Raw genomic sequence first — 12,239 nt, 5'->3', positions numbered from 1 at the left:
GCCCCCGGAGCCTGATGACGGCTGCGCAGCACTGTAATCGAACAGGAACTCCGGGTTGAGGGCGCGGATCAGCCGTCCTCCCTCTTGGCCGCCGACCCGGATCGGCATCCGGATCGGCGGCCACGGAGCGGCGGCCTTGGAGCGGCGGCCACGGAGCGGCGGCCTTGGAGCGGCGGCCACGGAGCGGCGGCCACAGAGCAGGCGGCCTTGGACCGGCGGCCACGGAGCGTTCCCTCGGTCAGTCGCTCACCAGCGGCAGCAGTTCGGGCAGATGCCCGTCCGACGCGGCAGCCGCCCGTACCCGCTCGTCCGGCACCTCCCCGTACAGCGTCGTCCGGGGCTTCGCCGGCCGGCCCGCCGCCTCCGCGATGGCGACAAGGTCCTTGACCGAGCGGTACGAGCCGTAACTCGACCCGGCCATCCGGGAGATGGTCTCCTCCATCAGCGTGCCGCCCAGGTCGTTGGCGCCCGAGCGCAGCATCTCGGCCGCGCCCTCCGTGCCCAGTTTCACCCAGCTCGTCTGGATGTTGGTGATGTGCGGGTGCAGCAGCAGCCGCGCCATCGCCATCACCGCGCGGTTGTCGCGGTCCGTGGGACCCGGCCGCGCGATGCCCGCCAGATAGACGGGCGCGTTGGTGTGGATGAAGGGCAGCGTCACGAACTCCGTGAAGCCGCCCGTCTCCTGCTGGATGCCGGCCAGCGTCCGCAGATGGCCCAGCCAGTGGCGCGGCTGGTCGACATGGCCGTACATCATCGTGGAGCTGGACCGGATGCCCAGCTCGTGGGCGGTCTTGATCACCTCGATCCAGGTCGCCGTCGGCAGCTTGCCCTTGGTGAGGACCCAGCGCACCTCGTCGTCCAGGATCTCCGCCGCCGTACCGGGGATCGAGTCGAGTCCCGCCTCCTTGGCGGCAGTCAGCCACTCGCGGATCGAAAGGCCCGTGCGCGAGGCGCCGTTGACGACCTCCATCGGGGAGAACGCGTGCACATGCATCCCGGGCACGCGCTTCTTCACCGCGCGCGCGATGTCGAAGTACGCGGTGCCCGGCAGGTCCGGGTGGATACCGCCCTGCATGCACACCTCGACGGCGCCCACCTCCCACGCCTGCGCCGCCCGGTCAGCGACCTGGTCGAGCGAGAGCGTGTACGCGTCGGCGTCCGTACGGCGCTGCGCGAACGCGCAGAACCGGCAGCCGGTGTAGCAGACGTTGGTGAAGTTGATGTTGCGCGTGACGATGTACGTCACGTCGTCGCCCACCACGTCGCGGCGCAGCTCGTCCGCGATCCTGGTCAGCGCGTCCAGCGCGGGCCCGTCCGCGTGCAGCAGCGCCAGCGCCTCGTCGTCGGTGAGCTTCGTCGGGTCGTCGGCGGCCTGCGCCAGCGCCTGCTTGACGTCCCCGTCGATCCGCGAGGGCACCATCCCTGGCGCGGCTGCCTCGCGCAGCGCGTCCCAGTCCCCGTACACGTCCTGGAAGTCGTCGCGGCGGTCCGACGTGCGGCCCTCGGTGTCGATCGTGACGTGCAGATCGGTACGGCCGGTGGCGGTGAACCCCTCGTCGGGCTCCTGCCAGGGCAGCCCCACCGGGTTGACGCCCTCGCGTGCGAGACCGGTCTCCTCGTCGGCGAGCGCCCGTACGTGCGGCATCAGCCGGGGGTCCAGCCACGGCTCGCCGCGCTGGATGAACTCCGGGTAGATGGTGAGCCGTTCGCGCAGCTCGAAGCCGGACTCGGCGGTACGCGCGGCCAGTTCGTCGATGTGCGGCCAGGGCCGCTCCGGGTTGACATGGTCCGGGGTCAGCGGCGAGACCCCGCCCCAGTCGTCGATCCCCGCGCCGATGAGCAGCGCGTACTCGGCGTCGACCAGATTCGGCGGCGCCTGGATACGGGCCGAGGGGCCGAGGATGTGCCGCGCGACGGCGACCGCCGCCGCCAGCTCCTCCAACTCGGCGTCCGGCATGCCGCGCATGGCCGTGTCGGGCTTCGCGCGGAAGTTCTGGACGATGACTTCCTGGATGCCGTGATAGGCGCGCGCCGTCCTGCGCAGCTCGAACAGCGAGTCGGCGCGCTCCTCGTACGACTCCCCGATGCCGATCAGGATCCCGGTCGTGAACGGGACGTTGGAGCGGCCCGCGTCCTCGATGACCCGCAGCCGCACGGCGGGCTCCTTGTCCGGCGAACCGTGGTGCGGGCCGCCGGGCTCGGACCAGAGCCGGGTCGCCGTGGTCTCCAGCATCATCCCCATGGAGGGCGCGACGGGCTTGAGCCGCTGGAGGTCGGTCCACGACATCACCCCCGGGTTGAGGTGCGGCAGCAGCCCCGTCTCCTCCAGGACCCGGATCGCCATCGCCCGTACGTACGCGAGCGTGTCGTCGTACCCCTCGGCCTCCAGCCACTCACGCGCCTCGGGCCACCGGTCCTCCGGCCGGTCGCCGAGCGTGAACAGGGCCTCCTTGCAGCCCATCGCCGCGCCCTGCCGGGCGATGTCCAGGACCTCGTCGGGCGACAGGAACATGCCGTGCCCGGCGCGGCGGAGCTTGCCCGGGACGGTGACGAAGGTGCAGTAGTGGCACTTGTCGCGGCACAGCCGCGTCAGCGGGATGAACACCTTGCGGGAGTACGTGATCACGCCGGGCCGCCCGACGGCGGCGAGCCCGGCGTCCCGGACCTTGGCGGCGGAGGCGGTGAGATCGGCGAGGTCGTCGCCGCGGGCCTGGAGCAGCACGGCCGCCTCCGCGACGTCCAGCGCGACACCGTCCCGGGCCCGTTTGAGGGCGCGCCGCATGGAGTTGGCGGTCGGTGGTCCGGCGGGTCCGGCGGGCTGGTCGGTCCCGGAATCCTCAGGCACGCGCGTAGTCATCCTTCGAGGATACGTACGGCGCCGCTTTCCGATCGGTGACGAGCCTGGTCAGAGACGCAGCTCACCGTCGGGGCCCGTATCGGGGGCTCTCCCGCACGGCCGCCCGCCGTCCGTCTGACGTCCGTCTGCCGTGCGTCTGCCGTGTGCCTGCCGGAAACCGGCCGACCTCCTTGCCTTGCGGTGGGGTTCACCGCCCGGCACAACAGTGGCAACCGACCGCATCCAGACCTCCCGGGAGTCGCCGGCATGACCGAGAACGACACAGCAGACACGACAGCGGACAAGACGGCCGACAAAGGACAGTCAACCGGATCCATCGGCAGGAGAGGTCTCGTGATGACGGGAGCCGCCGCCGCGCTTACGTTGTCCACTGTGAGCTTCGCGAACGCCGCACCCTCAGCAGGTGCCGGTGCCGGTGCCGCCGGCGGTGCCGGTGCCGGTCGGACCACGACCAGGACCGTCACCGGCACCCTGCCGCCCGGCTCCCCCGACTTCGTCCATCTGCCCGTCGAGGTGCCGCGCGGGATCAGCGAGATCCGCGTCGCGTACAGCTACGAGCGGCCCGCCGTCCCGGCCGGCACCCAGGGCAACGCCCTCGACATCGGCATCTTCGACGAGCGCGGCACCGACCTCGGCGGGCGCGGCTTCCGCGGCTGGTCGGGCGGCGCGCGCACGGAGTTCTTCCTGCGCGCCGACGAGGCGACGCCCGGCTACATCGCGGGGCCGGTGCGCGCCGGGACCTGGCACATCGCCCTCGGCCCCTACACGGTGGCGCCGCAGGGCCTCGCGTACTCGATCACCATCACCCTCACCTACGGCCCCACGGCCGCCACCCCGAAGCCGGTCTACCCGCCGGAGCGCGCCAAGGGCCGCGGCAGGGCCTGGTACCGGGGCGACTGCCATCTGCACACCCTGCACTCCGACGGCAAGCGCACCCCCGCCGAGGTCGCGACGCTGGCCCGCGCCGCCGGGCTCGACTTCATCCACAGCAGCGACCACAACACCTACTCGGCGCACGGCGCGTGGGACGGGCTGTGGGACGACGACCTGCTGATCCTCGTCGGCGAGGAGATCACCACCCGCAACGGCCACGTCCTGGCCATCTCCACCGACCCGGGCACCTTCGTCGACTGGCGCTACCGGGCGCGCGACAACCGCTTCGGCCACTACGCGCGCGAGGTACGCCGCGCCGGCGGCCTCGTCGTACCCGCGCACCCGCACTCCACCTGCATCGGCTGCAACTGGAAGTTCGGCTTCGGCGACGCGGACGCCGTCGAGGTCTGGAACGGCCCCTACACCGTGGACGACGAGGTCTCCCTGGCCGACTGGGACAACAGCCTTGTGACGTCGGCCCGTTCGGGCCGCGCCTGGACACCCGCGATGGGCAACAGCGACGCGCACCGGGACCCCGACGCCATCGGCACCCCGCAGACCGTCGTCCTCGCCGACGACCTGTCGCGCAAGGCGATCCTGGCGGGCATCCGCGCCGGGCACAGCTACGTCGCCGAATCGTCGAAGGTGTCGCTCACCTTCGGCGCGTCGGGCGGTCGCGGCAAGCACGCGGGGATCGGCGACCGGCTGCGGGTCGAGGAGAAGGACAGCGTGACGGTACGGCTGGACGTGACCGGCGCGCCCGGCTGCACGGCCCAGTTCGTGACGGACCAGGGCACGCTCTACACGGCGCCGCTGCCGGAGTCGGGCGCGGGCACGGTCGAGTGGACGACGACGGCCGCGTACGCGAGTTACGTACGCGCCGAGGTCCGCCACGCGCCGACGGTCCCGGGGCTGCCGGGCCCGCTGGCGGCGTTCACGAACCCGGTGTTCCTGGGCGAGTGACGCTGGCTGCATGCGGCGTCAGCCCTGGGCTGCCCGGTCAGCCCTGGGCCGTGGGCCGTACGACGAGTTCGTTGACGTCGACGTCGAGGGGCTGTCCGACGGCGTAGTTGACCGCCTCCCCGATCGCCGCCGCGGGAATCGCGATCCCCATGCTGCCGCGGACGGCCTCCCGTACGCCGGAGTCGCTGATGCCGTCGGTCAGCTCGCTGCTGGTGAGCCCCGGGCAGACGACGGTGACCCGCAGGTCGCGGCTCTCCTGCCGCAGCCCCTCGGAGATCGCGCGCACCGCGAACTTGGTCGCGCTGTAGACGGCGGCCGTGGGGTCGACGCGGAGGCCGGAGACGGACGCGATGTTCACGACGTGCCCCGAGCGCTGCGCACGCATCAGGGGCAGCACGGCGGCGATACCGTGCAGCACGCCCCGGATGTTGACGTCGATCATCAGGTCCCACTCGTCGGTCTTGAGGGCGTCCAGCGGGGACAGCGGCATCACCCCCGCGTTGTTGACCAGCACGTCGACCCGGCCGTACCGGTCGTGCGCGGCCCCGACGAAGGACCGCATGCTGTCGGGGCTGGTCACGTCCAGCTCGTGGTGGTCGGCGGTACCGCCGCCGTCCCGGATGTCCTCGGCGACGGCGGCGATGCGGTCGAGGCGCCGGGCGCCGAGGACGACGCGGTGACCGGCGGCGGCGAGCCGCCGGGCGGTGGCTTCACCGATGCCGCTGCTGGCGCCGGTGACGAGGACGACTTTGCTGATGGGGGACATACGGCACCTTCGGGACGTTCTGGAGCGGGCGGACGGTCCGAGCATGCGCCGGATCGAGCCGCTGAGGGAGGGCGACACTTCCTGGGTGCGGCACTCCTAGGACCGGCCGCCCGGGTGTGGCCTGCCCGGACGTAGGGTTTATGCATGAGTTATTACGAACTGGGTGATTTCCTCCGGGCGCGGCGCGCCCGGCTGACCCCCGCCGACGTGGGGTTCCCCAGCTCAGGCCCACGCAGGGTCAGCGGGCTGCGCCGCGAGGAGGTCGCCGTGCTGGCCGGGGTCAGCGCCGACTACTACGCGCGGCTGGAGCAGGGCCGCGAGCGCAGCCCTTCGGGCCAGGTCGTGGATGCCATCGCCCGCGCCCTGCGGCTGGACGCGGACGCGCACTGGCACGCGTACCGGCTGGCGGGGCTCACCCCGAAACAGCCGCCCGGCGGCGGTCCGGCCAAGTCCGTCGACCCCACGGGGCCGGTGGATCCCGCGAGGCCGGTGGACCCCACGGGGCCGGTGGACCCCACGGGGCCGGTGGACCCCACGGGGCCGGTGGACCCCACGGGGCCGGTGGACCCCACGGGGCCGGTGGATCCCGCGCTGCTCCAGTTGATGGACGCCTTCCCGACGGCCGTCGGGTACGTGATCAACCGCCGCATGGACGTCCTCGCGGCGAACGCGCTCGCCACCGCGCTCCTCTCCCCGCTGTCCGACCCGCACCACATGGTGTGGTCCCTCTTCCACGACCCCGCCGCCAGGGGACTCTTCGCCGACTGGCCGACCGTCGCGCGCGACACGGTCGAGGCGCTGCGGCTGGCGGCGGGACACGGCAGGAGCGCCGGTCCTGAGGACGGGGAGACGGCGGCGCTGATCTCGATGGTGGACGAACTCCGGTCCGACAGCGAGGAGTTCGCCGCGCTGTGGGCGGACCACACCGTCAGCAGCCTCGGCCGGAAGACCAAGGTGTTCAACCATCCGGTGACCGGCCGGATCACGCTCACGTACCAGACCTTCGACGTGCAGAGCGCGGCAGGCCAGCACCTGCTCGTCGGCACGGCGGAGCCGGGCAGCCCGGACGCAGCGGCCCTCGCGCGTCTGCTCCCGGCGCCGCCGACCGCCCTGCCGCCCGCCCTCCCGGCCGCCCTGCCCTCGGGGAGGCAGCCGGACGAGCAGCCGGACGGGCAGCCGGACGGGCGGGCCGCGTCACCCGGCGGCGGCGCGGTGCCGGAACACGTGCCGGTACGTCTGCGGTGAGACCGTCGTCGTCCTGCTGAAGTGGTAGCGCAGGTTGGTCGCCGAACCGAAACCGGTACGCCGCGCGACGACCTCCACCGGCTCGTCCGTGGTCTCCAGCAGCTCCTGCGCGAGCCGCACCCGCTGCTGGAGCACCCACTGCAACGGCGTCGTACCCATCGACTCGCGGAAGCGGCGGGCGAAGGTGCGCTCACCGAGCCGCGCCTCGCGCGCCAACCGCCGTACGGTCAGCGGCTCGTGGAGATTGCCCCGCGCCCAGCGCAGTACGGGTTCGAGCCCCGCGTCCTCCGTCGGCCGCACCAGCGGGGTGACGTACTGCGTCTGCCCACCCTCCCTGTGCGGCGGTACGACCATCCGCCGCGCCACCTCGTTGGCGACCGCAGCCCCGAAGTCGCTGCGCACGAGGTGCAGGCACAGGTCGACGGCGGCCCCGCTGCCCGCCGAGGTCAGGACCGTGCCGTCCTCGGTGTAGAGCGCGGAAGGCCGGAAGTCGACGTCGGGGAAGCGGTGCCCGAAGTCGCCCGTGTTCATCCAATGCGTCGTGGCCGCCCGGCCCTTCAGCACGCCGGCCTGCCCGAGTACGTAGGCGCCGCTGCACAGCGACACCATCCGGCGGCCGAGACCGTGCGCGGCGCGCACCGCTTCCAGCAGGCCCTGCGGCGGCGCGAGTTGTACGCGGCGTGCGCAGGCGGCGACGATCACGGTGTCCGCCGCCGCCAGGTCGTCAAGACCGTACGGGGTGTCGATGCGCAGCCCGGCCGCTGTGCGCAGCGGCCCCGGCTCGGCGGCGCACAGGCGCAACTCGTACCAGGGCGAGACGAGATCGTCGCGGTTGACGCCGAAGACCTCGCAGGGGATGGCCAGTTCGAAGATGGGCGCGGCGTCGGTGACGGCGAGGGCGACGACGTGGGGACGGCCGGGGCGATCGGCACGGCTGGTGGCGCTCATGGCGGTAATTATGCGCACCCTGTCGTTTCTGCCGATGGCCGGTGGCGGCGGGGGCCGTGAAGCTGGGCCTCATGACCAGCGAGACAACCGTCCCCGTCCCTTCCGCATCCGGTACCTCCGCCGTCGGCGGGCTCAGCGCGCTCCAAGGCGCCGCGCTCTACGTGGGAGCCGTGCTGGGCACGGGCGTCATCGCCCTGCCCGCGCTCGCCGCCGAGACGGCGGGTCCCGCTTCGCTGCTCGCCTGGCTGGCCCTGGTCGTGCTGTCGGCGCCGCTCGCCGCTACGTTCGCCGCGCTCGGCGCCCGCTACCCCGACGCCGGAGGGGTCTCGACGTACGCCCGGCTGGCCTTCGGCGAGCGTACGGCGGCGACGGTCGGCTGGTGCTTCTACCTCGCCGTACCGCCGGGTGCGAGCGCCGCCGCGCTCTTCGGCGGCGCGTACGTCTCGTCGGCGCTCGGTGGCGGCACCACGACGACCGTCATCACGGCGGCGGCGCTGATGACGGTCGTCACGGCGGCCAACGCCGTCGGCCTCCAGGTGACGGGCCGGATCCAACTCGCCCTGGCCGCCCTGCTCGTCGTCCTGCTGCTGCTCGCGGTCGGGCTCTCGCTGCCGCACGCCGACACGGCCAATCTCCACCCGTTCGCCCCGCACGGCTGGACGGCGGTCGGACCTGCGGCGGCGCTGCTGGTCTGGAGCTTCGCCGGCTGGGAGGCGATCACCCACCTGGCGGCCGAATTCCGCCGCCCGGAGCGGGACTTGCCACGGGCGGCCGGAATCGCGGTCGTGGTGGTCGGGGTGCTGTATCTGGGCGTCGCCTTCGCCGTCGTCACCGTACTCGGCCCGTCAGCCGCCCAATCGGACGCGCCGCTGGGCGAGTTGATGGCCCGGGGCATCGGCGGGAACGCGCGGTACCTCGCGGCGGCGGCAGCCGTGCTGCTGACACTCGGCGCGATGAACGCCTACTACGCGGGCGCGGCCAAACTGGGCGCGGCCCTCGGCAGGGACGGCGCGCTCCCCGGCTGGCTGACGCGCGGCAGCGTGGTCGGCGAGGTGCCGAGGCGCAGCCTCGGGGTCGTATCGGCCCTGGGATTCTGCGCGTTGGCCGGGGTGAGCCTGGCGGGCGTCGGTCCCCGGCCGCTGGTGCTGCTGACGACGGGCTCGTTCGTCGCGGTGTACGCGATCGGAGTCGCCGCCGCCGTACGGCTGCTGCCGAGGCGCAGCAAGGGCCGGGCGGCGGCGATCGCCGCACTGGTCGCCGTGGTGGCCCTGCTCGTGATGTCGGGCGTCTATCTGCTCTGGCCGCTGGTGGTGACGGGCGGGGCGCTGCTGTATCTGCGGCTGAACCGGCCGGCGTGCGGGACAGCGAACGGGAAGGCGTGCGGGACAGCGGACGGAAAGGCGCGCGGGACAGCGGACGGGGCGGCCCGGAAGTGATGTCCGGACCGCCCCGCCGCTTCTGGCTGCTCTGCTGCCGTACTACGGCGCCTTGTTGTAGACGGCGACGTAGTCGATGTTCATCTGACCACCGGAGATGGTGGCGGCGTTGGGGCCGCCGCCGAACGCGCCCGGGAAGCCTCCGCCCATGGCGAGGTCGTAGATGATGAAGAACGGGTGGTCGACGGCCTTCGCCCAGGTGTCGGCGTCCACGGCGGTGGCGTCGAGCGTGTAGTAGTTGTCACCGTCGAGGTACCAGCGGATCTGCTCGGGTGAGGTCGAGCGGTCGATCTGCACCGCGTACGTGTGGTAGCCCGACTGGCAGCCGGGGCAGGCGTGTTCACCGCTGCCGATACCGCTGGACTCGTTGCAGGGGCCGCCCGGCGAGACGCCGCAGTGCAGGGTCCCGAAGACCGAACTGCGCCCGTTGACGTCCTCCAGGATGTCCACCTCGCCTGAGGTCGGCCAGGTGGTGCCGGTGCGCAGGGGCTGGCCCAGCATCCAGAACGCGGGCCAGTAGCCAGCGCCGTTCTCGGGGGTGACGTCCGGCTGCTGGATGGACGACTCCATCATGACGACGCCGCCGGGAGGCGCGCCGAACGAGTCGTCCTGGGTCTCGATCCGGCCGGACGTCCAGCCGGTGTTGGGGTCGGTGCCGTCGTGCAGGGCGCGCAGGACGAGATGTCCGTTGCCGTCGTGGAAGACGTTGGCCGTGCTGTCGGTCATCGTCTCGATCTCGCCCGTACCGAAGTTGCTGCCCGGCCCGGTGTCGTACTTCCACGTACCGGTGTCGACGCCGGTGTCGGCCGGGCCGTCGAACTCGTCGCTCCACGTGGTGGTGAACCCGGCGGGCGGCGCGGGTACGGCGGCCGGTGCCGCCGCCGCCTTGGCCACGACGGGCGCCTCCGCGGGGGTCGCGGCGCCACCGCTCGGCGCGACGGCCGCGAGGCCCGCGACGCTGAGGGCGCCGACGGTCAGCGCGGTAAGGACGATCCGCGCCCGGGAGCGGCGCGGCCGGCGGCCGTCGCTCCCTGGCTGGAGCTGCTGGTGTCCGCTGAACATGCGAGTTCTCCTGTTCCGAATGGGCCCCGTCGTGCGGGCCCATGTGGGGGGAATCGAAGCCGCCGTCGCCTGCCGGGTGGGGACCGTGTGCAGGGGGACGGCGTGTGCACGGTGGGGGCGTGCACGGATCGAACTCTGTGACTCTCCAACTCTGTTCAGTTGTCCAACTCTGTTCAGTTGTCCGACTCTGTCCAGTTGTCCGACTCTGTCCAGGTAGCTGAGAGCGCTCTCTCAGCATGTGTTTTCTAGTGCCCCCGCCGCATCGCGTCAAGCGGTTGGGCAGTACAGCCTTGTCAGTACGGTCGTGGCACCGAAACCCCGCAATGCGGGCGAATCGAGTGATGTACGGCGGCGGAAAATGCCGTGCGGGCAGGCGTGGTCGGGGGCTAGGGTCGCCGCTATGTCTTGCGCCTTCTTCGTAAAGCTGCGCCGCGCATGCGGCGAGCTGGTCTGATCTCTTCTCCATCGCTCAGCTCCGCCGCGTAACGAGTCCTCGCCGGTGCGGTGTTCCGTACTGCCCCGCCCCGGCTCCGAAGATTCCACGCGGAGCACTCCCATGCATCAGCCCTATCAGGGCGGCCGACACGAGCTCGGCCAGAACTTCCTCACCGACCGTGCCGTCGTCGCCGCCATCGCGGATCTCGTGGCGGGTGCCGTGACCGGTTCCGCCGGTCGTACGAACAGCCGGATCGTCGAAATCGGCGCAGGCGACGGTGCGTTGACCATCCCGTTGAGCCGGCTCGGGCAGCCGATGACGGCGATCGAGATCGACCCGCGCCGCGCCCGCCGCCTGCACAGCCGTACCCTCGGCCATGTCACCGTCGTATGCGACGACATCCTGCGCTGCGCGCTGCCGCGGCACCCGTACGTACTCGTCGGGAACCTGCCGTTCCATCTCACGACGCCGATCGTCCGGCGCGTACTCGCCGCCGACCACTGGCAGTCGGCGGTCCTGCTGGTCCAGTGGGAGGTCGCGCGGCGCCGGGCCGGGGTGGGCGGCGCGACCATGATGACCGCGAGCTGGTGGCCCTGGTACGACTTCGCGCTGCACTCACGCGTCCCGGCGCGCGCCTTCCGCCCCATGCCGTCGGTCGACGGCGGACTGCTCACGGTGCACCGCAGACCGCGACCGCTCGTCGACGACCGCAAGCGCTACCAGGACTTCGTGGGGCGGGTCTTCACGGGGCGCGGGCGCGGACTGCCCGACATCCTGACCAGGACGGGTCAGTTCGACCGCAGGGACCTCGGCAAGTGGCTGCGGGCCAACCAGGTGTCCGGGCGGACACTGCCGAAGGACCTGACGGCGCGGCAGTGGGCGTCGCTGTGGGGCCTCAGGTAGAGCTGTGGGGCCCCTGACAAATCCGCGCCCCGGCGGCACGGCACTGCGATCATGGGCCTCGGGTCACGAACGCGAAGCCCGAAACCCCGGAAGGAACCGCCAGCCATGCCCGTGCCTGCCGACCCGTCGGTGCTCCATCCCATGCCCGGACAGCCGCGGGTGGTGCTGCTCAGGCCGCTGGTCACGTCACCGCTGATCGACGTCGGCGCGTACTCGTACTACGACGACCCGGACGACGCGACCGCGTTCGAGACGCGCAATGTGCTGTACCACTACGGTCCGGAGAAGCTGATCATCGGGAAGTTCTGCGCGCTGGGCACGGGCGTGCGATTCATCATGAACGGCGCCAACCACCGTATGGACGGCCCGTCGACCTTCCCCTTCCCCACCGTGGGCAGCTCGTGGTCCGACCACTTCGACCTGCTGACCGGCCTGCCGAGCCGCGGGGACACCGTCGTCGGCAACGACGTCTGGTTCGGGTACGGCTCGACGGTGCTGCCGGGCGTACGGATCGGGCACGGCGCGATCATCGGCGCGGGCTCGGTGGTCACGTCGGACGTGCCGGACTACGGGATCGTCGGCGGCAACCCGGCGCGCCTCATCCGCACCCGCTACAGCGAGGCAGATGTGGCCCGGCTGCGGGCGGTGGCATGGTGGGACTGGTCGCCGGAGCACATCACCGAGCAGGTACGGACGATCATGTCGGGCAGCATCGCGGAGCTGGAAGCCGCCGCACAGGGAGCCTCGTAA

At 72.1% G+C, this 12,239-nt stretch carries 9 protein-coding genes; 5 read left to right on the top strand and 4 right to left on the bottom strand.

Features of this window, described 5'->3' with window-relative positions; translation table 11 throughout:
* Positions 1-238: 238 nt before the first annotated feature.
* Positions 239-2,845 carry a bifunctional FO biosynthesis protein CofGH gene (locus ACZ63I_RS03670; protein WP_469334938.1) on the bottom strand — a complete coding sequence of 869 codons (2,607 nt, stop codon included), beginning with the start codon at positions 2,843-2,845 and terminating at the stop codon, positions 239-241.
* A 348-nt stretch (positions 2,846-3,193) separates the two neighbouring features.
* Here ACZ63I_RS03670 and ACZ63I_RS03665 point away from each other — a divergent pair, with 348 nt between their 5' ends.
* Positions 3,194-4,693, top strand: a complete 1,500-nt coding sequence (locus ACZ63I_RS03665; RefSeq protein ID WP_469335545.1) for a CehA/McbA family metallohydrolase — start codon at positions 3,194-3,196, stop codon at positions 4,691-4,693.
* A gap of 37 nt (positions 4,694-4,730) precedes the next feature.
* Here ACZ63I_RS03665 and ACZ63I_RS03660 read toward each other — a convergent pair whose 3' ends face one another.
* A complete protein-coding gene (locus ACZ63I_RS03660; protein WP_469334937.1) occupies positions 4,731-5,459 on the bottom strand; it encodes an SDR family oxidoreductase in 729 nt (242 codons plus the stop codon).
* A gap of 144 nt (positions 5,460-5,603) precedes the next feature.
* On the opposite strand from ACZ63I_RS03660, the gene ACZ63I_RS03655 reads away from it, so the two are divergent.
* A complete protein-coding gene (locus ACZ63I_RS03655) occupies positions 5,604-6,704 on the top strand; it encodes a helix-turn-helix transcriptional regulator (protein WP_469334935.1) in 1,101 nt (366 codons plus the stop codon).
* Here ACZ63I_RS03655 and ACZ63I_RS03650 read toward each other — a convergent pair.
* The gene (locus ACZ63I_RS03650; RefSeq protein ID WP_469334933.1) at positions 6,654-7,652 is read right to left on the bottom strand and encodes a GlxA family transcriptional regulator; all 999 of its coding nucleotides are present in this window, start codon (positions 7,650-7,652) and stop codon (positions 6,654-6,656) included. The genes ACZ63I_RS03655 and ACZ63I_RS03650 overlap by 51 nt on opposite strands.
* A gap of 71 nt (positions 7,653-7,723) precedes the next feature.
* Here ACZ63I_RS03650 and ACZ63I_RS03645 point away from each other — a divergent pair, with 71 nt between their 5' ends.
* The gene (locus ACZ63I_RS03645; protein WP_469334931.1) at positions 7,724-9,088 is read left to right on the top strand and encodes an APC family permease; all 1,365 of its coding nucleotides are present in this window, start codon (positions 7,724-7,726) and stop codon (positions 9,086-9,088) included.
* Positions 9,089-9,130: 42 nt separating this feature from the next.
* Here the strand turns inward: ACZ63I_RS03645 and ACZ63I_RS03640 are convergent, their stop codons facing one another.
* On the bottom strand, positions 9,131-10,150 hold the full coding sequence (locus ACZ63I_RS03640; RefSeq protein ID WP_469334929.1) for a glycoside hydrolase family 16 protein: 1,020 nt from the start codon (positions 10,148-10,150) through the stop codon (positions 9,131-9,133).
* Between the two features lie 556 nt (positions 10,151-10,706).
* Between ACZ63I_RS03640 and erm the strand changes: the two genes are divergently transcribed.
* Both erm and ACZ63I_RS03630 read left to right on the top strand, forming a co-directional pair.
* A complete protein-coding gene (gene erm / locus ACZ63I_RS03635) occupies positions 10,707-11,489 on the top strand; it encodes a 23S ribosomal RNA methyltransferase Erm (protein ID WP_469334928.1) in 783 nt (260 codons plus the stop codon).
* Between the two features lie 105 nt (positions 11,490-11,594).
* Entirely contained in the window at positions 11,595-12,239 is a 645-nt protein-coding gene (locus ACZ63I_RS03630; RefSeq protein ID WP_469334927.1) for a CatB-related O-acetyltransferase, read from the top strand.

It is taken from the genome of Streptomyces sp. NPDC087906, from assembly GCF_055584925.1.
Note: the sequence above shows the minus strand (reverse complement) of the source record. Positions and strands in the feature narration are given on the sequence as shown.

Bases quoted from the DNA above. Each gene is read 5' to 3' on its own strand.
- ACZ63I_RS03665 (WP_469335545.1), top strand. From the start codon at position 3,194: ATGACGGGAGCCGCCGCCGCGCTTACGTTGTCCACTGTGAGCTTCGCG.
- ACZ63I_RS03660 (WP_469334937.1), bottom strand. From the start codon at position 5,459: ATGTCCCCCATCAGCAAAGTCGTCCTCGTCACCGGCGCCAGCAGCGGC.
- ACZ63I_RS03655 (WP_469334935.1), top strand. From the start codon at position 5,604: ATGAGTTATTACGAACTGGGTGATTTCCTCCGGGCGCGGCGCGCCCGG.
- ACZ63I_RS03650 (WP_469334933.1), bottom strand. From the start codon at position 7,652: ATGAGCGCCACCAGCCGTGCCGATCGCCCCGGCCGTCCCCACGTCGTC.
- ACZ63I_RS03645 (WP_469334931.1), top strand. From the start codon at position 7,724: ATGACCAGCGAGACAACCGTCCCCGTCCCTTCCGCATCCGGTACCTCC.
- ACZ63I_RS03640 (WP_469334929.1), bottom strand. From the start codon at position 10,150: ATGTTCAGCGGACACCAGCAGCTCCAGCCAGGGAGCGACGGCCGCCGG.
- erm (WP_469334928.1), top strand. From the start codon at position 10,707: ATGCATCAGCCCTATCAGGGCGGCCGACACGAGCTCGGCCAGAACTTC.
- ACZ63I_RS03630 (WP_469334927.1), top strand. From the start codon at position 11,595: ATGCCCGTGCCTGCCGACCCGTCGGTGCTCCATCCCATGCCCGGACAG.